This is a genomic window from Pseudomonas sp. PGPR N4, assembly GCF_059693665.1.
This window is the reverse complement of the sequence record NZ_JCAUKV010000001.1, coordinates 2062579-2081367: the sequence shown is the minus strand read 5'-3', so window position 1 is coordinate 2081367 and position 18789 is coordinate 2062579. Positions and strand designations below refer to the sequence as shown.

At 61.6% G+C, this 18789-nt stretch carries 16 protein-coding genes and 1 pseudogene; 9 read left to right on the top strand and 8 right to left on the bottom strand.

The window, feature by feature from the left end; genetic code table 11:
• Positions 1-50: 50 nt before the first annotated feature.
• The 5 genes from AC58X1_RS09335 to AC58X1_RS09315 all read left to right on the top strand — a co-directional run bounded on the left by AC58X1_RS09335 (position 51) and on the right by AC58X1_RS09315 (position 3692).
• Entirely contained in the window at positions 51-1250 is a 1200-nt protein-coding gene (locus AC58X1_RS09335) for a glycoside hydrolase family 5 protein (RefSeq protein WP_497428730.1), read from the top strand.
• 53 nt (positions 1251-1303) lie between these two features.
• A complete protein-coding gene (locus tag AC58X1_RS09330) occupies positions 1304-1708 on the top strand; it encodes a MarR family winged helix-turn-helix transcriptional regulator (RefSeq protein WP_101321724.1) in 405 nt (134 codons plus the stop codon).
• Between the two features lie 65 nt (positions 1709-1773).
• Positions 1774-2976 (top strand): MFS transporter, encoded by a 1203-nt coding sequence (locus AC58X1_RS09325; protein ID WP_150572528.1) that lies wholly within the window; start codon positions 1774-1776, stop codon positions 2974-2976.
• Positions 2973-3095 carry a hypothetical protein gene (locus tag AC58X1_RS09320; protein WP_256585591.1) on the top strand — a complete coding sequence of 41 codons (123 nt, stop codon included), beginning with the start codon at positions 2973-2975 and terminating at the stop codon, positions 3093-3095. The genes AC58X1_RS09325 and AC58X1_RS09320 overlap by 4 nt, the downstream gene beginning before the upstream one ends.
• 45 nt (positions 3096-3140) lie before the next feature.
• Positions 3141-3692 (top strand): glutathione peroxidase, encoded by a 552-nt coding sequence (locus AC58X1_RS09315; RefSeq protein ID WP_497428789.1) that lies wholly within the window; start codon positions 3141-3143, stop codon positions 3690-3692.
• 2 nt (positions 3693-3694) lie between these two features.
• On the opposite strand, the gene AC58X1_RS09310 is transcribed toward AC58X1_RS09315, so the two are convergent.
• Complete coding sequence (locus tag AC58X1_RS09310) at positions 3695-3955, bottom strand: DUF2798 domain-containing protein (RefSeq protein ID WP_150570929.1); 261 nt, start codon at positions 3953-3955, stop codon at positions 3695-3697.
• A gap of 122 nt (positions 3956-4077) precedes the next feature.
• On the opposite strand from AC58X1_RS09310, the gene AC58X1_RS09305 reads away from it, so the two are divergent.
• Positions 4078-5007 (top strand): LysR family transcriptional regulator, encoded by a 930-nt coding sequence (locus tag AC58X1_RS09305; protein WP_497428729.1) that lies wholly within the window; start codon positions 4078-4080, stop codon positions 5005-5007.
• Between the two features lie 35 nt (positions 5008-5042).
• On the opposite strand, the gene AC58X1_RS09300 is transcribed toward AC58X1_RS09305, so the two are convergent.
• From AC58X1_RS09300 to AC58X1_RS09290, 3 genes are all read right to left on the bottom strand, one after another.
• Complete coding sequence (locus tag AC58X1_RS09300) at positions 5043-6320, bottom strand: OmpP1/FadL family transporter (protein ID WP_101321720.1); 1278 nt, start codon at positions 6318-6320, stop codon at positions 5043-5045.
• Between the two features lie 146 nt (positions 6321-6466).
• Positions 6467-6949: a hypothetical protein gene (locus AC58X1_RS09295; RefSeq protein ID WP_497428728.1), complete on the bottom strand. Its 483-nt coding sequence runs from the start codon at positions 6947-6949 to the stop codon at positions 6467-6469.
• A 248-nt stretch (positions 6950-7197) separates the two neighbouring features.
• Complete coding sequence (locus tag AC58X1_RS09290) at positions 7198-7422, bottom strand: hypothetical protein (protein WP_101321718.1); 225 nt, start codon at positions 7420-7422, stop codon at positions 7198-7200.
• 956 nt (positions 7423-8378) lie between these two features.
• On the opposite strand from AC58X1_RS09290, the pseudogene AC58X1_RS09285 reads away from it, so the two are divergent.
• Positions 8379-8708: pseudogene (locus AC58X1_RS09285) on the top strand (sel1 repeat family protein); the annotation flags it as partial.
• Positions 8709-8889: 181 nt separating this feature from the next.
• Positions 8890-10248, top strand: coding sequence for a DNA recombination protein RmuC (locus AC58X1_RS09280; RefSeq protein WP_178080838.1), 1359 nt, complete (start codon positions 8890-8892; stop codon positions 10246-10248).
• Here AC58X1_RS09280 and AC58X1_RS09275 read toward each other — a convergent pair.
• The gene (locus AC58X1_RS09275; protein ID WP_150570926.1) at positions 10220-13696 is read right to left on the bottom strand and encodes a hybrid sensor histidine kinase/response regulator; all 3477 of its coding nucleotides are present in this window, start codon (positions 13694-13696) and stop codon (positions 10220-10222) included. The genes AC58X1_RS09280 and AC58X1_RS09275 overlap by 29 nt on opposite strands.
• 208 nt (positions 13697-13904) lie before the next feature.
• Here AC58X1_RS09275 and AC58X1_RS09270 point away from each other — a divergent pair, with 208 nt between their 5' ends.
• Positions 13905-15779, top strand: a complete 1875-nt coding sequence (locus AC58X1_RS09270) for an MFS transporter (RefSeq protein WP_101321714.1) — start codon at positions 13905-13907, stop codon at positions 15777-15779.
• Between the two features lie 496 nt (positions 15780-16275).
• On the opposite strand, the gene sugE is transcribed toward AC58X1_RS09270, so the two are convergent.
• From sugE to rdgC, 3 genes are all read right to left on the bottom strand, one after another.
• Entirely contained in the window at positions 16276-16593 is a 318-nt protein-coding gene (gene sugE, locus AC58X1_RS09265) for a quaternary ammonium compound efflux SMR transporter SugE (RefSeq protein WP_101321713.1), read from the bottom strand.
• A 114-nt stretch (positions 16594-16707) separates the two neighbouring features.
• Complete coding sequence (locus AC58X1_RS09260; protein WP_259078921.1) at positions 16708-17673, bottom strand: bile acid:sodium symporter family protein; 966 nt, start codon at positions 17671-17673, stop codon at positions 16708-16710.
• Between the two features lie 73 nt (positions 17674-17746).
• Positions 17747-18664, bottom strand: a complete 918-nt coding sequence (rdgC, locus tag AC58X1_RS09255) for a recombination-associated protein RdgC (RefSeq protein WP_101321711.1) — start codon at positions 18662-18664, stop codon at positions 17747-17749.
• Positions 18665-18789 lie beyond the last annotated feature (125 nt).

Below are 18789 nucleotides of genomic sequence, written 5' to 3'. Positions count from 1 at the left end.
GCGGGCGTATCCTCGGCCGCCCGTTAACCTCTACCTTGGAGGCACTGCTCATGCGTCAGTGGATTCTCGCCAGCCTGTTGCTCCTGACCAGCGCGCACGTTCCTGCGGCCGATCTCATGAGTTTCTGGGATACACCGCGCCATGGCGGCAACAGTTTCAATCGGCTGCCACCGACCCAAGCCTACTTCGAAGCCTTGCATGGCTACGGCGCCACTTGGGTGCGGTTGTCCTACGACAAATGGCGCCCGGAGCAACGCGACTTCCTGCTCGGCGATGCCGACGCCTACCAAGGCCTGACGGCTGCTGACGTGAGTCAGTTACGTCAGGTGCTCGACCACGCCCATGCCGCCGGGCTCAAGGTGGTCATCGCGCCGCTCTCATTGCCGGGCATGCGCTGGTCGCAGAACAATCAAGGCCGGTTCGATGACCGCCTGTGGCAAGACAAACGCTACTGGGACCAGGCCGCTGCGTTCTGGCGTGACCTGGCGGATGTGCTCAAGGACCATCCGGCAGTCGCTGGTTACAACTTGATCAACGAACCCGCACCAGAAAAGCAGGGCGGGCTGGCCGAGCATGCCGACCGCCAGCAGATGCGCCAGTGGTACGTCGCGCAACAGGGCGGCGCACGCGACCTGCCAGCGCTGTACAAGCAGATCATTGCAGCCGTCCGAGAGGTTGATAGCGTCACCCCGATCATGCTCGATGCCGGCTGGTTTGCTGCGGCTGATGCGTTCAGTTACTGGCCAGAGCCGTTGGCTGATCAGCGCTTGCTCTACAGCGTGCATATGTACGAACCGTACGCAGCCACCAGCGCGCCCAACATGACCCGCAAGGTGCCATTGGCCTATCCGGGTACGGTGCCGTTCGCCGGGCGCGAAGAGCATTGGGACGGCCAGCGTGTGGCGGCATACCTGCAGCAGTCGCTGGACTGGGCCGATGCCGTGCAGTTGCCGCGTTCGCGCCTGGTGGTCGGCGAGTTCGGTTGCATGCGCCGTCTGCCCGGCTGCCAGCAATATCTTGAAGACGTGCTCGCAGTTACCGACAGCAACGCGCTGCACTGGGCCTTCTACAGCTTCCGTGAAGACAGCTGGGATGGCATGGACTATGAGCTAGGCACCGGCAAGGTGCCATGGCGTTACTGGCAAGCCATCGATGAGGGCGCGGCAGATCCAATAGCGCGCAAGGCTACCCCCGCATTCGAGCCGATTCGACGACGCTTGCAGCCGCAGGCAGGTGCCCCCGGTGCTTAGGGCGCAGATGAAACCTGTTGCAACAAATGGAGTGCGGGTATATACACGTAATCATGTTGACCAGTGAATGCATCTGCACCCACCTACGTCGTGCCGCCCGCGGGGTTAGCCGACACTATGACGAGGCCTTGGCTGACTTCGGCATCAACGTTGCCCAGTTTTCCCTGTTGCGTCAGCTGCAGCGGCTGGACCGCCCGAGCATAACCACTTTGGCGCAAGTCATGGGCCTGGACCGGAGTACCCTGGGACGCAACCTCAAGGTGCTTGAGGCCGAAGGCCTAGTGACGTTGGCCGAAGGTGCCGACCAGCGCAATCGGGTGGTGCTGTTGAGCGAGGCGGGCGCGACCTGCCTGCATGACGCCGGCCCGGCCTGGGAGCAGGCACAACTGACATTGGTGGACAAGCTCGGCGCCGGACAACGTGACGAACTGGTGCGCTTGCTGGGCGTTTTGGCCTGACGTGGTTCGACTATAAACGGGTATATACCTGTAATTAACCTTGCGGCTTGCTGGAGAAAACAATAATGACATCGGTGTGGCGAACCAGCGGCTGGGTGCTTCTCGGCGCAGCATTGATCCTGGCCTTGTCGCTTGGCGTGCGCCATGGCTTTGGCCTGTTTCTAAATCCCATGAGCACGGAATTTGGCTGGGGGCGTGGGGTATTTGCCTTTGCCATTGCCCTGCAGAACCTGATCTGGGGCCTCGCCCAGCCTTTCGCCGGAGCCCTGGCGGACCGCCTCGGCGCGGCGAAGGTGGTGATCATTGGCGGCATCCTTTATACCGCTGGCCTGCTGACCATGAGCATGGCTGACTCGCTCTGGTCGCTGTCGCTGAGTGCCGGCCTGCTGATCGGTATCGGCCTTTCCGGCACCTCGTTCTCGGTCATCCTCGGCGTGGTCGGCCGCGCGGTGCCAGCGGAAAAGCGCAGCATGGCCATGGGTATCGCCAGCGCCGCCGGCTCGTTCGGCCAGTTCGCCATGCTGCCAGGCACCCAGGGCCTGATTCAGTGGCTGGGCTGGTCGGCGGCGCTGCTGGTGCTGGGCCTGATGGTGGCGCTGATCGTGCCGTTCGTGGCCATGCTCAAGGATCGCCCCATGCCCAGCCAGGGCGTCGATCAGACGCTCGGCCAGGCGTTGCGCGAGGCCTGTTCGCATTCGGGCTTCTGGCTGCTGGCGCTGGGCTTTTTCGTCTGCGGTTTCCAGGTAGTGTTCATCGGTGTGCACCTGCCGGCGTATCTGGTTGACCAACATCTGCCCGCCGCAACCGGGACAACGGTGCTGGCGCTGGTCGGCTTGTTCAATATTGTCGGCACCTACACCGCCGGCTGGCTCGGTGGACGGATGTCCAAGCCACGCCTGTTGACCGCGCTGTACCTGCTGCGCGCGGTGGTCATTGTTCTGTTCCTGTGGGCGCCGGTGACCCAGTTCAGTGCCTACCTGTTTGGTATCGCCATGGGCCTGCTGTGGCTGTCGACGGTGCCGCTGACCAACGGCACGGTGGCAACCCTGTTCGGCGTGCGCAATCTGTCGATGCTGGGCGGGATCGTCTTCCTGTTCCACCAGATCGGGGCGTTCCTCGGCGGTTGGTTGGGCGGGGTGGTTTACGACCAGACGGGCAACTATGACCTGGTCTGGCAGATTGCGATTGTGCTCAGCCTGGTCGCGGCTGGGCTCAACTGGCCAGTGCGCGAACGACCTGTCGCGCGCCTGCAGGCGCAGCCGGCATGAGGCGCTATGTGCTGCAGGGCTTGCTGGCCGGGGCAGGCTTGCTGCTGCTGGCGGTGGCCTGGTGGGGATGGCAGCAGGGCGGTCTGGCATTGATGCAGCTGGGCATGGGCGTCTGTTAAGGGCTACCCTGCAGGTTCAAGGACTTGCAGGAGTGACTGAGAATGATGCATGCACGCTGGCTATCGATACCGTTGCTGTGCCTGGCTCCGCTGGCCGCGAGCTGGGCGGCGGACTGCCCTGAACTCCTCCAGGGCAGCCTGCCCAGGCTGGGCGGCAAAGAGCAGATCGACCTGTGCCAGCGCTTCGCCGGCAAACCGCTGGTGGTGGTCAATACTGCCAGTTACTGCGGTTTCGCTCCGCAGTTCGAAGGGTTGGAAGCCGTCTACAAGGCCAATAAAGAACAAGGCCTGGAAATCCTCGGCGTGCCCTCCAACGACTTCAAGCAGGAAGACAAAGACAGCGAGAAGACCGCCAAGGTCTGCTACGCCAACTACGGCGTCACCTTCACCATGACCCAGGCGCAGCACGTGCGCGGCAACGATGCCACGCCCCTGTTCGCCGAGCTGGCCAAGCAAAGCAGCGCGCCAAAGTGGAACTTTTACAAGTACGTGGTTGATCGCCAGGGCAAGGTCATTGGTAACTTCTCCAGCCTGACCAAACCGGACGATCCGGAATTCAAGGCCGCCATCGCCAAGGCCATCGCGTCCAAGCCGTGATGTCAGTGCGGGTGCACGGTAAGTGCAACCAGGCGCACTACCACTGGCCGTACCATCAACACACATAAGAAGGCTACCGGCATGGCCAGCTGGTAGGCTTTGAACACGTTGCGCAGGTAATCGTCATTGATGCCGGAATTGGCAGCGGTGATGACGAAGCACATCAGGCACGCCATGATCGCCGACATATACAGAGCGAATACATAAGGCGTGGCGGCGGGGCGCAACTTACGGTTAGAGCGGGTTTGAGGCAGTTCTTGCATGAGAGAGCTCTCCCTGGTTAGCCGATTCAGGCTTGCAGGTTAGCAAGTGCTCGGTTGGCCTTGTAGACCGGATTCGTTGAGTTCTTTATAAAGAGAATCTTACGAATATCGGGATCTGTCCTGTGGATCTGCTCAATACCATTCGCAGCTTCATCAAGGTGGTCGAGACCGGCAGCATTGCCGCTGGCGCCCGCACGCTGGGCCTGTCGCCTGCCGCGGTCAGCCAGAATCTGGCCCGGCTTGAAGCGCACCTGCAGGTGCGCCTGTTGGCTCGAACCACGCGCAGCATGAGCCTGACGCCGGCGGGCAGCCTTTATTACGAGCGAGTCAGGCAAATCGAGCATGATCTGGCGTTGGCCGAACTGGCGGTGACCACGCCTTACAGCGAGCCCCAGGGGCGGCTGTGCGTTGCCTCGACGTCAGCATTTGGCCGGCATGTGCTGGCGCCGCTGATCCCGGCGTTCAGCGCGCGATACCCGCAGCTTTCAATAGAGTTGGTAACGAATGATCGACGCGTCGATCACGCCAAGGAAGGGGTCGATGTAAGCCTGCGTATCAACGCCCAGCTGGAAGACAATCTGGTCGCCCGCCATCTGGCGCAGATTCCTTTCGTCTGCTGCGCATCGCCCGGTTATCTGGCCAAGATGGGCATGCCGCCTGCGCCCGAGTCGCTACGCACGCACCGTTGCCTGGTGTTCCGGTATCCGGTGGATGGCCGTTACCTGCGCTGGGGGTTCGTCCGTGACGGCTTGCGCTTTGACGCCGAGTTTGGCCAGGTGCTGGTCAGCGATGATGTCGATGCATTGGCGCAAATGGCCGTGAACGACGGGGGTATCACTCGCCTGGCCGAGTTTATCGTCAGGCCGCATTTGCAGTCGGGAGCGCTGGTGGCGTTGTTTGAAAACCGCGATGCAGGTCAGGCCTACGCGCAGACCGAGCCGATGGATGTGTTTGTATGCGTGGCGGACCGCTCTGCCATGACCGCCAAGGTGCGTGCGTTCATGGATTATCTGCAGGAGTGTCTAGGTGATGTCTGGCCTGTGCCAGGGTGAATTGGGGGCCGCAGAGCGGCCCCCGTACCTCAACCTCAGAAGCGATAGGTCAGCGATGCACCTACGCCATGAGCGCTGTTTTCGTACTTGGCCTGGTACGAGCCTTTCAACAGGCCTTCCTGCGCCGTGCCCGGCTGGTTGTTGACCTTGGTGTCTTCTTCCCACAGGTAGGAGTAAGCCACGTCGATGGTCATATCTTCGTTCGGGCTCCAGCCTGCGCCAAGGCTGAAGATCTTGCGGTCACCGGTCGGAATCCGCGGCGAGCGGTTTTCGTTGTTGGTCGGCGACTGATCGACCGAGAAGCCAGTACGCAGCGTCCATTGTTTGTTGACCTTGTACGATGCGCCAATGGCATGCGCCCAGGTGTCATGCCAGTTCTGCTCTTCGCTGATGGTCTGGAACGCTGAACCGCGCAGCGCTGCCGGAACGTCGTTCTCGACAGTGATGTCCTTCAGGCGGCTCCAGCGGGTCCAGGTGCTGCCGGCGTACAGCGTCCACTGGTCGTCGAGTTCGTGAGTGACCGAGAAGTCCACCGATTCCGGCGTCTTGATATTCAACTTGGCGTCGAATTTGTCACCGTTGTACGGGCCGATCAGTGCTGTGCTGACGCGGGTTTTGCCTTCCAGCTTGTAGTCGACCATCGAGTGATAGGTCAGGCCGAGGCGGGTGCGATCAGTTGCCTGGACCATGACGCCGACGTTGTAACCGATGGCAACGTCGTCGCCTTTGATTTTCACTTCGCCATCGCCCTGACCGATGAACCGCTGGTTGAGGTTGGAACCCAGCTCACCCTCGATACGGTTGATGGTCGGGCCGAAACCAATCGATACCTTGTCGTTGAAGGCATAGCTGACAGTCGGCTGGAAGGTGACCACTTCTACATGGCTTTTCTTGCCCCAGTAGCGCGCAGCGTCGTCGCTACCGTAGTCGGTAACCAGACCAAACGGCACATAGACACCAAAACCGACGCTCCAGTGATCATCGATCGGCTTGACGTAGTAACCCATGGGGACGCCGACGACCGGCACCATATCGCCATCGGTTTCACCGCCATAGCTGCCTTGACCGCTAATCTTGGACTTGGCAATCACGGCTGCACCACCGACGGTGACTTGTTCGCGCTTGAGCCGCGACATGCCGGCAGGGTTGCCGAACACGGTGCTGGCGTCTTCGGCAGAAGAAGAACGACCCGCGAAACCTGTCCCCATACCGCTGATGCTCTGCTCGTTGAGCGCAAAGCCGCTGGCCAGCAATTGGCTGGAAGCGAGGGCAACAGCAACGCCGAGGGAGGTTTTGAGCATTGATTTTTTCATTATTGTGAAACTCCTTGGGATCTCCGGGGCGAAAAGCTACCAACAAATCGCGCGTCGCGCTATAGGCTCAAACGCAGGAGATAGAGCGGTTTTGTAGGACAATCCGACCAAAATCGTACTTTTTCTCGATTTCTGTAGGAGCAGTCCTACGACTCCGGCGCCATCACTGGCTCGATGCAGGTATGCCAAGCATGGGTGAAGTCACGCAGCCGTCCCTGCGGATGGAAAATCTGCCGCCATATTCGCGCGTGCCCGAGCAGGTCGTCTGCCGCCGGTAAGGGCAACGCACGCTGTTCGATCAGCATCCAGGCGATGGCGGTGGAGTAGCGCAGGTTGACGGCCAGCTCCAGGTGCGGCCCGCGCAGGAAGGCATGCTGGCTGGCCAGGCCGCGGATCAGGCTGGCTAGTTCCGGGTCGTGGGCAAGAAACTCGTCCCAGAGCGCCTGGTGGCGGCTTTCGCCGATTCGGTAGAGGCCGTGCCCGCGGCGGTCGTGCAGGGCAGAGCCCAAACCCGACTGGCTGGCTGCAACACCCAGCAGCAAGGCTTCGGCGCTGGCGCAATGCCGGCCGAGGTAAACCAGGGTGGGTTTGATTACATAACGACACAATTCACTGGCAGCGATACCCATGATGCCCTCATTCAATTAAGGGCCGACGGGCGCTGGAGCTTGGCAGCTGGGGAAGGGTCAGGCCCGTCGGAAGCGGATCGCACCGCTCGAGTTGAAGTGTAGTGTGATAATCACGGTGTAAAGGCCTGTTTTTAAATCGATTACTGCCAGAGGTTGGGGGCCATATGCTTTGCAGCAATTAAGCCAAGAGCCAACCGGCAGTAGTTTCGATGGCAAATTCAGCGCGCGAATGGGCTGATATTCAGCCCTTACGCGACCAGCGACTGACGCGTGCGGTCGATCACTGCTTGCAGTGGGCCGGCGCGGTTGTACTGCTCTGGATACAGACGTTCGCTGTGGCAAGCAATGCCATGCTCGTCAACCAGGGTGAAGCTGAAGCTGCCCTTACGCGGGGCAACGATGAGGCACTTCAATGGAGCGAAGGCCTGGGAAAGCGTGCCAACGGCACTGTGAAACTGATGATGATTTGTCATTATGTGGAGGTTCCTGCTTTGGACACGGGATTCGATCCGTGCATCTTATAAACGTTCCAGTGACGCCTTTATTAAAGTGGCGCTGAACCTGACTGGAACAGGGCAGCCAGAGGTGGCGCATCAAATTAGGTAGGCGCTTGGCTGACTGGTAGGTACGTCAAAAGGCGGGCAGGCACACCGAGGCAAAGGTTCATGGCCTCTGGGTGAAGATCCCGATCAATCTGCAAGGGTGATTCGCGCTTGAGCAGCTTTGGCTGCCGAGTGAATCATCGAAAGGGCCGGTCCTGTTTCAGCAGTTCGTGCTCTTGGGGGGAGCCGGGCACTGCAGGGACCTTACTGGCCAGAATTGACTTTCAGCTGGGTACTAACGAGGGCCACCCTACAGGATTAATCCAAGGCTGGCAAATTTATTTAGAGAATGACCCGCGAAGCCGATCATTATGGCGCTTATGCACACGCCTGTGAAGGGGCAATTGTATAGCCTTTATTAGCCGAGATGGGCCACTTTGGTTCATTTGGTTGCAGCATTGCGGTGCACTTGTACACATTCAGCGCAGCCATTGTCAGGCTGCGCCATTCGTTCGGATAGCTCGGGCAATGCCTGGGCCGCGTCCTTAAGTCAATGAAAAAAAACACTTATTTGAGCTGGTGAAAAAATCGTCAACTTGACTGCAGCCCCCATTTCACAAGGGTTTGAAGACATCATGAAGTGGTTGTCCACCGAGTTATCCACAGGTTCTGTGGATTGTCCCGCGCGTTCGCTCTAGCACGGGCGTGCCAGCACTTTCGATTGCTGTCGGACAATCCTGTCGAAATAGTCGGGGCGGTGTGGCCCGTTTGAAAAGGTCAATAAAGGAACGGCAGATTTTGTGAAAATTTCATCAACAGAGGCGCAGCCCTTTCGTTGAAAAATCCGGTAGAGTGGCGCGCCTCACGAATTGCCATCGCTGTCGGTTATGAATTTTCGCGGTAAAAACCTCGCTCCATCGTCTGTATCTGCGCCTGCACCCAAGCGTTTTTCCTTGAAGGTCGCCTTGTGGCTGCTCGATAGTCCGCGCCTGGGCGAGAAGCACAGCGTCAAACACCTGGCTGGACGCCTGCTCAAGCAGCCTGCGCGGCAAGGGGTGGTGGTCGCCCAGAGCCGTCTGGGGCAGATGCTCTGTCGCGATTGCGGCAATGCCCGCGACCGGCGTATCGGCCACGAGCTGCTGCGCCAGGCCGCACGTGCCGGCGATCCGCAGGCTCAGGCCGAGTACGCCCGGTTGAATCCGGCCAGCGAGCACAATCCTTCCTGAAGCCGCTGCGCCGGCCTGTTAAGCTGCCTGCCTCTGGATAGACGCAATTGAGGTAGCTATGGCGGTCGATCTGCTCAGCATCGTGCTGGGCCTTGTAGCAGCGGCAATTCCTTGCCTAGGCTGGGTCTGGCACCTACAGCAGCGCCATGCTGCCCAGCAGCGCCAATGGGCCTTGCTCGAAGAGCGCCTGAGCACGGCATTGCTCGCGCAGCAAGGGCTGCAGGCCCAGCTTGACGCCAGCCGTGACGAAATCAGCGACCTGGCCGAGGCCAATAGCGCCAAGCAGGCCAGCCTGGCCGCCCAGGGCCGCGAAGTCGAACTGCTGCAGGTCGAGCGTGACAATGCCCGCGACGCCGCCCATGCCTGGCAACTCGAACGCAGCAACCGCGAGTCCGAGCTGCGCCGCCTGGAAGCCCATGCCGCCGGCTTGCAAGCCGAGCTGCGCGAGCAGCAGGAGAGCCATCAGCAGCGCCTGGAAGACCTGCAAGAGGCCCGCGACACGCTGCGCGCGCAGTTCGCCGAAATGGCTACAAAGATCTTCGACGAGCGCGAGCAGCGCTTCACCCAGACCAGCCAGCAGCAACTCGGACAGTTACTTGATCCGCTCAAGGAACGTATCCATGCCTTCGAGAAGCGCGTCGACGAAACCTACCAGCAGGAGGCCCGTGAGCGCTTCTCGCTGAGCAAGGAGCTGGAGCGTCTGCAGCAGCTCAACCTGCGCCTGTCGGATGAAGCCACCAACCTCACCCAGGCGCTCAAAGGGCAAAAGACCCAAGGCAACTGGGGCGAGCTGATTCTTGAGCGGGTCCTCGAACACGCAGGGCTGGAGAAGGGCCGCGAGTATCAAACCCAGGTCAGCCTGAAAAGCGCCGACGGCGAGCGCTTTCAGCCAGACGTGCTGATCATGCTGCCCGGCGACAAGCAGGTGGTGGTCGACGCCAAAGTCAGCCTGACGGCCTATCAGCAGTGGGTCAGCGGCAATGACGAAGCGGCGCTCAAGCAGCATGTGCAATCGCTGCGCAGCCACGTCAAAGGCTTGTCCGGCAAGGACTACAGCCGCCTCGAGGGGCTGCATAGCCTCGATTTCGTGCTGCTGTTCGTGCCGATCGAAGCGGCTTTCTCCGCGGCATTGCAGGCCGAGCCGAACCTGTTCCAGGAGGCCTTCGATCGGCAGATCGTGATTGTCAGCCCTACCACCTTGCTGGCCACCCTGCGCGTGATCGACAGCCTCTGGAAGCAGGAGCGCCAGGGCCAGAACGCGCGGGAAATCGCCGAGCGGGCCGGCTGGTTGTACGACAAGTTCGTCTTGTTCATCCAGGATCTGGACGAGCTCGGCAGTCGCTTGCAGCAGGTCGACAAGGCTTACTCCGCTGCGCGCAACAAGCTCTGTGAAGGGCGTGGCAACCTGATCAGCCGCAGTGAGCAGCTCAAGTTGCTCGGCGCGCGGGCCAGCAAGAGCCTGCCGGCGGACTTGCTGGAGCGCGCCTTGAGTGACGAAGCGCTTACTGAACCAGGCTCAGATGGCGGTTGAGCAGAGCGCGCAAGGCGGCTGGCTTGACCGGCTTGGCCAGGTAATCGAGGCCGGCGGCGTGGACCATGGCAATGGTTTCGCTGCGGCCATCGGCGCTGATCACCACACCCGGCACCGGCTCACCGAGGCGCGTGCGTAGCCAGGCCATCAGCTCGGTGCCGGTGTCGCCTTCATCCAGGTGAAAGTCGACCAGCGCCAGGTGCGGGCGCATGCCATTGGCCAGCAGCGCTTCGCATTCCTGACGATTGCGCGCAGTCCAGACCTGACAGCCCCAGCGGCTGAGCAGGCTGTTCATGCCGAGCAGGATGCTGTCTTCGTTGTCGACACACAGCACCTGCAGGCCCGCCAGCGGTTGCCCCGGCTGCTGTTCAACGGCTGCAGCCGGCGCGACGCTGCCGCTGGCAATCGGCACACTGACCCGGAACACGCTGCCCTTGCCCGGCCACGAGCGCACCTCCAGGGCATGGCCGAGTACCCGGCACAGACCATCGGCGATCGCCAGGCCCAGGCCCAGGCCTTTTTCGGCGCGGGTCTGGTGGCTGTCCAGGCGCTTGAACTCCTGGAAGATCACCTGCAGTTTGTCGTCGGTGATGCCCGGGCCGCGGTCCCACACTTCCAGCCATAGCCGGCCGCCCTGGCGGCGCACGCCAAACAGGATCGGGCTTTTGCCGTAACGCAGGGCATTGGTCAGGAAGTTCTGCAGCACCCGGCGCAGCAGCTTGATGTCGCTGTTCACTCGCAGGCGGCTGCCACGGACACGGAACTCCAGGCCCTTTTCTGCCGCCAGCACTTTGAACTCGGCGCCCAGCGCGTCGAACAGATCGCTCAGGGCAAAGGCTTTCACGTCGGGAGTGATCTTGCCGTTTTCCAGGCGCGAGATGTCCAGCAGGTCGCTGATCAGCTCTTCAGCCGAACGCAGTGAGCTGTCCATGTGCTGCACCAGTTGCTGGGACTCGCTGCTCATGCCCTCGGCTTGCTGCGACAGCGCTGCCGAGAACAAGCGTGCAGCGTTGAGCGGCTGCATCAGGTCATGGCTGACCGCGGCGAGGAATCGGGTTTTCGACTGGCTGACGGCCTCGGCCCGGCTCTTCGCCTCGGTCAGCGCCTGGTTGAGCTGGGACAACTCATGGGTGCGTTCGGCGACCCGTTGTTCGAGGCCTTCGTTGGCCTCTTTGAGGGCCTGCTCGGCCTCGCGGAACGGGGTGATGTCGGTAAAGCTCATGACAAAACCACCACCCGGCATCGGGTTGCCGATCAGCTCGATCACCCGACCATTGGGGAACAGCCGCTCGGAGGTGTGCGCCCGGCCCTGGCGCATCCAGTGCAGCCGGCGCGCCACATGCACCTGCGCCTCGCCCGGGCCGCACAGGCCGCGGTCGGCGTTGTAGCGGATGATATCGGCGATCGGCCGGCCAACGCTGATCAGCCCCTCAGGGTAGTTGAACAGCTCCAGATAACGCCGGTTCCAGGCCACCAGGTGCAGGTTCTGGTCAACCACGCTGATGCCCTGGTTGATGTTCTCGATGGCACCCTGAAGCAACGCACGGTTGAACTGCAGCACCTCGCTGGCCTCGTCGGCGATGCGCACCACGTCTTCCAGCTGCATGTCGCGGCCTTCGATGGCAGCCTTGACCACGGCGCGGGTCGAGGAGGTGCCGAGTACGCCGGCGAGTAGCCGTTCGGTGTGTTCGATCCAGTCGCCATCGGCGTTCTGGTTGGGGTTGAAGCCCTTGCCCTGGCGGTAGGCGAAGCGAATGAAGCTCTGCCGGGCGCGTTCTTCGCCGACAAAGCGGGCGGCGAGGTTGAGCAGGTCGTCGATCTGCACCGCCAGCAGCGAACGGCTGTTGGGCCGCTCACTGGTTTGCTGGCCGATGAACCGGCCCGCCTGCCAGTGCTCGGACACGCGCGTGCGCGACAGGATCGAGACCCAGGCAAACAGGATGAAGTTGCCCGCCAGCGACAGCACCACACCTTGGGTCAGTGGCGTGATCGGCAGGTTCAGTGGGTTGCTGTCGAGCCAGGTCAGGCCTGGGAACAGTTGCAGCGACCAGCCCAGGCTGTGCGCGGTAATCGGCAGCACCAGGGTGTAGAACCAGAGGAAGATCCCCGCCGCCAGCCCGGCGAATACGCCACGGCGGTTGGCCTGCTTCCAGTACAGCGCGCCGAGCATCGCCGGGGTCAGCTGGGTGACCGCAGCGAAGGCGATCTGGCCAATGGTCGCCAGGCTCGCGGTGGAGCCCAGCAGGCGGTAACTGACATACGCCAGCAACAGGATTACCACGATGGTCACCCGGCGCACCGAGAGCATCCAGTGGCGGAACGCTTCGAACGGGCGCTCGGCGTTTTTGCGCCGCAGCAGCCACGGCAGCAGCATGTCGTTGGAGACCATGGTCGACAGCGCCACCGCCTCGACGATGACCATGCCGGTGGCCGCTGAGGCGCCGCCGATAAAGGCCAGCAAGGCCAGGCTTGGATGCGCTTCGGCCAGTGGCAGGCTGATCACGAACGAGTCGGAGATCACCGTGCCCGGCAGCAGCATCTGCCCAGCCAGGGCAATCGGCACCACGAACAGCGCTGCCAGTACCAGGTACATCGGGAACACCCAGCGCGCCGTGCGCAGGTCCTGCGCTTCGATGTTCTCGACCACGGTGACGTGGAATTGCCGCGGCAGACAGATGATCGCCATCATTGCCACCCCGGTCTGGACCACCATCGACGGCCAGTTGATGGTCTCCTGCCAGTAACTCTCCAACTGCACCGACTGGCGCGCCTGGGTGAACAGGTCGTCGAAGCCGTCATACAGGTTGAACACCACGAACACGCCCACGGCAAGAAACGCCAGCAGCTTGACCAGCGCCTCGAAGGCAATCGCCAGGACCATGCCGCGGTGGTGCTCGGTGACGTCCAGGCTGCGCGTGCCGAACACGATCGAGAACAGCGCCAGCACCAATGACACCACCAGTGCGGTGTCTTGCACACGGGTGCCGGTGGCATCGGCATTGGCGCCGATCAACAGGTTGACGCCGAGCACGATGCCCTTCAGCTGCAAGGCAATGTAGGGCAGTACGCCGACCAGGCAGATCAGCGCCACCACCACCGCCAGGCTCTGCGACTTGCCATAGCGTGCGGCGATGAAGTCGGCAATCGAGGTGATGTTCTGCTGCTTGCTGATCAGCACCATCTTCTGCACGACCTGCGGCGCGAACACCAACAGCAGCACCGGCCCCAGGTAGATCGGCAAGAACGCCCAGAGCTGTTCGGCGGCCTGGCCGACCGCGCCAAAGAATGTCCAGCTGGTGCAGTACACGGCCAGCGACAGGCTATATACCCAGGCGCGCAGGCGCGGCGGCAGAGGCGTGCTGCGGCGGTCGCCGTAAAAGGCGATGGCGAACATGATGGCCATATAGACCAGGGCGACCACGGCGATCAGCCCGCTGGACAACGACATGAAAACTCCGCAGCAATAGGGTAGAGCGTGGGCCCGGTGAACAAGTCTGGCATGTGCCTTGCGCGTCGTCAGCGTCGACCATGGTCGCAGTGGCGTGTCGTCGCAGTGCGGCCTGAGTGCAGGCGACCTGCATCTGGATGTGGCGCAATGACGCTCAGGTGCATTCTAATCAACAAACAGCCACCGGCATCACTCAGGGAATCGATTGATGAGTCACCCCTCGCAATTTACCTTGCTCGGCAAGCGGCGCTTCTTGCCGTTTTTCATCACCCAGTCACTGGGCGCGTTCAATGACAACCTGTTCAAGCAGTCGTTGATCCTGGCGATCCTGTACAAGCTCAGCCTTGAGGGCGACCGCTCGATCTGGGTCAACCTGTGCGCGCTGCTGTTCATTCTGCCGTTCTTCCTGTTCTCGGCACTGGCCGGGCAGTTTGGCGAGAAGTTCGCCAAGGATGCGCTGATACGGGCGATCAAGCTGGCCGAGATCGTCATCATGGCGATCGGCGCGGTGGGTTTTGTCAGCAATCACCTGGTGCTGATGCTGCTGGCGCTGTTCGCCATGGGCACCCACTCGGCGCTGTTTGGGCCGGTCAAGTATTCGATCCTGCCGCAGGCGCTGCGCGAGGACGAGTTGGTCGGTGGTAATGGCCTGGTCGAGATGGGCACGTTCCTGGCTATTCTGGCGGGCACCATTGGCGCTGGCGTGATGATGTCGTCCAGCAGCTATGCAACGGTGGTCGCCGGCGGCATCGTCGGCACCGCCGTGCTCGGCTATCTGGCCAGCCGCTGGATCCCGCGCGCTGCTGCGGTGGCGCCGCAGATGAAGCTCGACTGGAACATCTTCAAGCAGTCCTGGGCGACCCTACGCTTGGGGCTTGGGCAGACGCCGGCGGTGTCGCGCTCGATTGTCGGCAACTCGTGGTTCTGGTTTGTCGGCGCTATCTACCTGACCCAGATCCCGGCCTACGCCAAGGACTGGCTGCACGGCGACGAGACGGTGGTGACGCTGGTACTGACGTTGTTCTCGGTAGGCATCGCGGTGGGTTCGCTACTGTGCGAGCGGCTCAGTGGGCGCAAGGTGGAAATCGGCCTGGTGCCGTTCGGCTCGTTCGGCCTGACCTTGTTCGGCCTGCTCTGGTGGTGGCATTCGGGCGATGTGCCGAGCACCGACGTGGCGCACGACTGGCTGGCGTTGTTGGGCATGCACCAGGCCTGGTGGATCATGCTGTCGATCGTTGGCCTTGGGGTGTTTGGCGGGTTCTATATCGTGCCGCTGTATGCGCTGATCCAGGCGCGGACTGCCGAGGGTGAGCGGGCGCGGGTGATTGCTGCCAACAACATTCTCAATGCGTTGTTCATGGTGGTGTCGGCGTTGGTCACCATTGTGCTGTTGAGCGTGGTCGAGCTGACCATTCCACAGCTGTTTCTGGTGGTGTCGCTGCTTAATATTGCCGTTAACGCTTATATCTTCAGCATCGTGCCTGAATTCACCATGCGCTTCTTGATCTGGCTGCTGAGTCACTCGATGTATCGGGTCGAGCATCGGGACCTGCAGCGTATTCCTGATGAGGGGGCGGCGCTGCTGGTGTGCAACCATGTGTCGTTCGTCGATGCGCTGTTGATCGCTGGGGCGATTCGCCGGCCGATTCGGTTTGTCATGTACTACAAGATCTATAACTTGCCGGTGCTCAACTTCATCTTCCGCACCGCTGGGGCGATCCCGATTGCTGGGCGAAGTGAGGATGAAGCCACCTATGAGCGGGCCTTCGCGCGCATCGCTGCGGCCCTGACGGCGGGTGAGGTGGTGTGTATCTTCCCTGAGGGCAAACTGACGGCCGATGGTGAGATCGATGAGTTCAAGAGTGGGGTCACGCGGATTCTGCAGGAAACCCCGGTACCGGTGATTCCGCTGGCCTTGCAAGGGTTGTGGGGAAGTTTCTTCAGCCGCGATCCGGCCAAGGGCCTGTTCAAGCGGCTGTGGTCGCGGGTGACCATTGTGGCTGGGGAGGCTGTTGTTGGGGATTTGGCGGGGCCTGAGGTATTGCGGGAGCGGGTTTTGGGGTTGCGTGGGGGGCGGCGTTGAGGGTTTTCTGGACTGGGGGCTTATCCGTTTTTTGTGGTGGCTGTTAGGGCTCCTTTTGCCCTTACGGCGAGTGACTTGTTTGGCAAACGCGCCAGAAAAGTAACCACAAAAAACGTTTGGCTCCACATCCGGCCCCTGCGCTGCGCTGGCGCAGATCGAGAGCTGGGGCCGCTCTGCGGCCCTTTCGCGACACAAGGCCGCTCCTACATTTTGACCGCGCATGATGCAATTACGCGTTGCCTGTAGGAGCGGCCTTGTGTCGCGAAGCGACCCCGGCAAGCGCTGCGGGCCAGGAGGGCCCGTTCAGCGCGGTCCTCCCGGGAGCAATACTGGAGAGAGGGAACCCCGCGGCGCAGGGGCCGTATGTGGGAGCGACGGCTTTTGGTTCGTTTTGCCGCGGACGCAGTACGACCAAAAGGGACTCGCCGTAAGGGCGAAAGGGGCCCGAACAGCCGCCAAATCAAATGGATAGTGCGCAAAACCGCCAGTCACTCCATCAGCTAGCACTAACCTTCAACCCCACCAACCCAGTAATGATCAAAGCCACACTAAGCAGCCGAATCAAAGCCATCGACTCCCCAAACAGGATAATCCCGGCAATCACCGTACCGACCGCCCCCACCCCGGTCCAGATGGCGTAAGCAGTCCCCAGCGGCAACTCCTTCATGGCCAACCCCAGCAAGCCAAGGCTGATCACCATCGCCCCCACCGTAAGCACAGTAGGCAACGGCCGGGTAAACCCGTCGGTATATTTCAAACCCACCGCCCAGCCCACTTCGAACAGGCCGGCGAAAAACAGAATGATCCAGGACATCTGTGAGTCTCCATCTTATTAAGGATGGGGCCGTCCCCAGGCTGGTCACGCAGTGCGTGGTGAGGTCGTCCTCACGTGTGCACTATATTGCACAAGTGCGTTTACCAAGGCAAGTCAATGAGCCTCGGGCCTGGTTTCAACCCGGGTATGCCCCGGCTCCCGCATGCGCCGGAACCAGGTCGAAAGCAACGCACCAGAAATGTTGTGCCACACACTGAACAACGCGCTCGGCACCGCCGCCAACGGCGAAAAATGCGCCGCCGCCAACGCCGCGCCCAGCCCCGAGTTCTGCATGCCAACTTCCAGCGCCAGCGACTTGCGCTGAGCCAGCGGCAACTTGCACAGCTTGCCGGTGAGGTAGCCAAGCAAATAGCCAAAGCTGTTATGCAGTATCACCACTGCCATGATCAGCAACCCCGATTCGGCGATCTTCGCCTGGCTGGCCGCAACTACCGCGCAGACGATCATCACGATGCTCACCACCGATACCAGCGGCAGCACCTGCACCGCAGCCTGCACCCGTGCGCCCAGCAAGCGCTGGGCGAGCACGCCGAGAATGATCGGCAGCATCACCAGCTGCAGAATCGACCAGAACATGTCCATGAACGAGACCGGTAGCCAGGCCGAAGCCAGGAACCAGATCAGCGCAGGTGTCAGCAACGGCGCCAGCAGGGTAGTCACCGCCGCGATCGCCACCGCCAGCGCCAGGTCACCCTTGGACAGCCAGACCATCACGTTCGAGGCCGTGCCACTCGGGCAGCAACCTACCAGAATCACACCGACGGCAATCTCTGCCGGAAGCTGGAACAGCTGACACAGCAGCCAGGCCATGCCCGGCATGATCACAAAGTGCGCGACAACCCCAAGCGCAACCCGCCAGGGCTGGCGGGCGAGGGCGGCGAAGTCGTCGAGCTTGAGGGTCAGGCCCATGCCGAACATCACCAGCCCGAGCAGCGGCACGATGGCTACCTTCAGGCCGATGAACCATTGCGGCTGCAGGAACGCCAGGCAGGCAAACAGTAATACCCAGAGGGCGAAGGTGTTGCCGACGAAACGGCTGAGGGCGGCGAGGGCACGCATGGGACAATCCTTGTTCTTCTATTAAGTAGCCAATCGATGCAGGTGGGGCTGCGCGGGCAACCCCACGCCGCAATCAGACGCCCTGCGGAATGTCTTCACCACCCAGCGCTTCAAACAGCGCCGGCAGGAACTCCTTGAAGGTCATCATCATCAGCAGGAAGCTCGCATCGAACTGCTGCTGCGCTTCTTCACCGCCGTCCTGCTCGGCCTGCTCTTGCAGCAGTTCTTCGAACTTCAGGCGCTTGATCACGGTCTTGTCGTCGAGTACGAACGACAGCTTGTCCTGCCAGGCCAAGGCCAGCTGGGTGACGACCTTGCCATTGCCCAGGTGCAGCTGGATCTCGTCGCTTTTCAGGTCCTGGCGCTTGCAGCGGACGATGCCGCCGTCTTCGTGGGTGTCACGCAGCTCGCACTCGTCCAGGACATGGAAGTCCTCAGCCGCCTGCGAAGTGACCCACTCGGTCATGGTCGCGCTAGGCGCGGCCTTCACGGTGACCGGGCGTACCGGCAGCGAGCCCATCACTTCACGCAGGGTCGACAGCAGGTCTTCGGCGCGCTTGGCGCTGGCCGAGTTGACCAGGATCAGGCCCTGACGCGGGGCGATGGCGGCAAAGATCATCGAGCGACGAATGAAGGCGCGTGGCAGGAACGCCTGGATGATCTCGTCCTTGATCTGGTCGCGTTCTTTCTTATAGACCTTGCGCATCTGCTCGGTCTCGATCTCTTCGATCTTTTCTTTGACCGCGTCGTTGACCACGCTGCTGGGCAGGATGCGCTCTTCCTTGCGCGCGGCAATCAGCAGGTACTCGCCGCTGACGTGCACCAGCGGGGCGTCTTCACCCTTGCCGAACGGCGCGACGAAACCATAGGTGGTCAGCTCCTGGCTGGCGCACGGACGGGCCGGCTTGCTGGCCAGGGCAGTTTCCAGTGCCTCAGGCTCGAATGGGACTTCCTGGGTCAGGCGGTAGGTCAGCAGGTTCTTGAACCACATGGGGGTAGATCTCTCCTTAATGCATAAGGCGGGCATTATTCTCCGACTGGGGCCATGCGGCCAACCCTGTCAGAGGGCCATCAGGCGGTTAATGGTCAATAAAAGCCTGATAGCGCTAGGTCCTT

Bases quoted from the DNA above. Each gene is read 5' to 3' on its own strand.
- AC58X1_RS09335 (WP_497428730.1), top strand. From the start codon at position 51: ATGCGTCAGTGGATTCTCGCCAGCCTGTTGCTCCTGACCAGCGCGCAC.
- AC58X1_RS09330 (WP_101321724.1), top strand. From the start codon at position 1,304: ATGTTGACCAGTGAATGCATCTGCACCCACCTACGTCGTGCCGCCCGC.
- AC58X1_RS09325 (WP_150572528.1), top strand. From the start codon at position 1,774: ATGACATCGGTGTGGCGAACCAGCGGCTGGGTGCTTCTCGGCGCAGCA.
- AC58X1_RS09320 (WP_256585591.1), top strand. From the start codon at position 2,973: ATGAGGCGCTATGTGCTGCAGGGCTTGCTGGCCGGGGCAGGCTTGCTG.
- AC58X1_RS09315 (WP_497428789.1), top strand. From the start codon at position 3,141: ATGCATGCACGCTGGCTATCGATACCGTTGCTGTGCCTGGCTCCGCTG.
- AC58X1_RS09310 (WP_150570929.1), bottom strand. From the start codon at position 3,955: ATGCAAGAACTGCCTCAAACCCGCTCTAACCGTAAGTTGCGCCCCGCC.
- AC58X1_RS09300 (WP_101321720.1), bottom strand. From the start codon at position 6,320: ATGAAAAAATCAATGCTCAAAACCTCCCTCGGCGTTGCTGTTGCCCTC.
- AC58X1_RS09295 (WP_497428728.1), bottom strand. From the start codon at position 6,949: ATGGGTATCGCTGCCAGTGAATTGTGTCGTTATGTAATCAAACCCACC.
- AC58X1_RS09290 (WP_101321718.1), bottom strand. From the start codon at position 7,422: ATGACAAATCATCATCAGTTTCACAGTGCCGTTGGCACGCTTTCCCAG.
- AC58X1_RS09275 (WP_150570926.1), bottom strand. From the start codon at position 13,696: ATGTCGTTGTCCAGCGGGCTGATCGCCGTGGTCGCCCTGGTCTATATG.
- AC58X1_RS09270 (WP_101321714.1), top strand. From the start codon at position 13,905: ATGAGTCACCCCTCGCAATTTACCTTGCTCGGCAAGCGGCGCTTCTTG.
- sugE (WP_101321713.1), bottom strand. From the start codon at position 16,593: ATGTCCTGGATCATTCTGTTTTTCGCCGGCCTGTTCGAAGTGGGCTGG.
- AC58X1_RS09260 (WP_259078921.1), bottom strand. From the start codon at position 17,673: ATGCGTGCCCTCGCCGCCCTCAGCCGTTTCGTCGGCAACACCTTCGCC.
- rdgC (WP_101321711.1), bottom strand. From the start codon at position 18,664: ATGTGGTTCAAGAACCTGCTGACCTACCGCCTGACCCAGGAAGTCCCA.